The organism is Nocardia sp. CNY236, from assembly GCF_000482385.1.
In the GTDB taxonomy this organism is placed as follows: Bacteria; Actinomycetota; Actinomycetes; order Mycobacteriales; family Mycobacteriaceae; genus Nocardia.
Genome location: NZ_AXVD01000073.1, coordinates 1 through 1,702, shown reverse-complemented (window position 1 = coordinate 1,702; position 1,702 = coordinate 1). Strand labels below are relative to the sequence as shown.

Below are 1,702 nucleotides of genomic sequence, written 5' to 3'. Positions count from 1 at the left end.
GGGTCAAGATTCCAGCGAACTGGCTGGGTCAACATTCGACCGACATTGACAATGGAGCAGCGCCGCGCGTGCGGTTGCCCACCTACGCCTTCGATCACATCCAGTACTGGGCGAACATCGCAGATTTCGTAGGAGACCCAACCTCGCTGGGACAGGCCGCCACCGGGCACCCGTTGCTCGGCGCGATGGTGTCGATTCCCGAGTCCGGGGGTGCGGTTCTCACTGGTCGATTGTCGCTTCGAACCCACCCGTGGCTGGCCGACTATCGGGTCGATGGGGTCAGCCTGTTCCCAACAACTGGACTGATCGAATTGGCCATCCGCGCGGATGTACAAGACCTGCTGATGGGCGCGCCTACGGAGATCGAACCGCGGCGATTGCGCGAGCTGCACATCGACCTCGGTGTCCCCGACACACCGTAACCGGCCGCGCAAAGCCCACACGATCGCCACCGGCGTGATCGCCCACACCGCGAGACTGCATACAACCTCGCGCGCCGGGCCCACAATCGACGGCATCGACTGCCCGAAATTCCCCTCGGGTGTCCCGTCCCGACCCCTCCTGGTCTCGTGTTCCCGCGCGACTGCGAGCAACGCTGTGCGCTGTGCCATTCGATACAACGCCCGCCTCATGAAGAACTCGGCGTTCACGCCCGTCACTTGACGGAATATGCGATCTCGGCTACGTTCTTGGGATGTTTCCCTGTTACAAGGGGTTACGGACAAATAGATCTTTCCCCGCGACCGGTATTCAGCACACAAAGCCGACCGGGTGCTTGATCTGTACGCCCGGATCTGGGACGGCGAACCGCACGAGGACGCCACACAACCGGGAAACGGCACCCTCGAACAAGAGGCTTTCTCACGGCTTTCGGCATCCCGCGCGCGGAGACGATGCGACATGTCGAGGTATTCATGAAGAATCCACCAGCACGGTGTACCACTTTTCATAACTGGACCGACCTGCTGAAATCGCAGGTCGAGCACCATGGCTCGGATACGGCATTCACCTTCCTCGACAACGAGGGAAATGAGGCCGATCTGCTCACGTACCGCGAACTGGATCAGCGGGCGCAAGCGATCGCGCACCATCTGACGAACATGGTCTCGAAAGGAGACCGTGTACTACTGCTCCATCCACCGGGGCTCGACTATGTCGCTGCATTTTATGGCTGCCTGTACGCAGGAGTGATCGCCGTCCCGCTATTCCCTCCGCGCCGAAATCGTCTCGAGCATATCGACGTGGTCGCGCGTGATTGCGCGGCAAGCATGGTACTGAGTACTGCACATTTTGTTTCCGAAATGGAGAAGCTCGATGACCAATGGTATGTCAAATCGTTACCAAGAACGGCCTCGGATGACATAAGGTTTACGGCGCTACCGATCGCGGGAATAGAGTCTGCGGAATCCAAAATCGCATATCTGCAGTACACCTCTGGATCTACATCGACCCCGAAAGGGGTGATCGTGGAGCACGAGATGATGCTGCGGCAGTGCGACGAGCTGGGGTACGGGTGGGGCGTCGACACCGAGACTGTTCTGGTGTCCTGGCTTCCACATTTTCACGACTTCGGACAGGTCAGCGGTGTACTCATGCCGATCTACTCCGGCACCAGGGCGGTGCTGATGGCGCCGGATACGTTTGTGAAGAGTCCGATCCGCTGGTTGTCCGCGGTCTCGACTTACCGCGGAACACACAGCGG

At 59.7% G+C, this 1,702-nt stretch carries 2 protein-coding genes; both read left to right on the top strand.

Annotated elements, in window-relative coordinates:
- A partial coding sequence (locus K940_RS0121425) for a polyketide synthase dehydratase domain-containing protein (protein ID WP_028479135.1) occupies positions 1–422 on the top strand: 422 nt, incomplete at its 5' end.
- 471 nt (positions 423–893) lie between these two features.
- A partial coding sequence (locus K940_RS29855; protein WP_155981061.1) for an AMP-binding protein occupies positions 894–1,702 on the top strand: 809 nt, incomplete at its 3' end.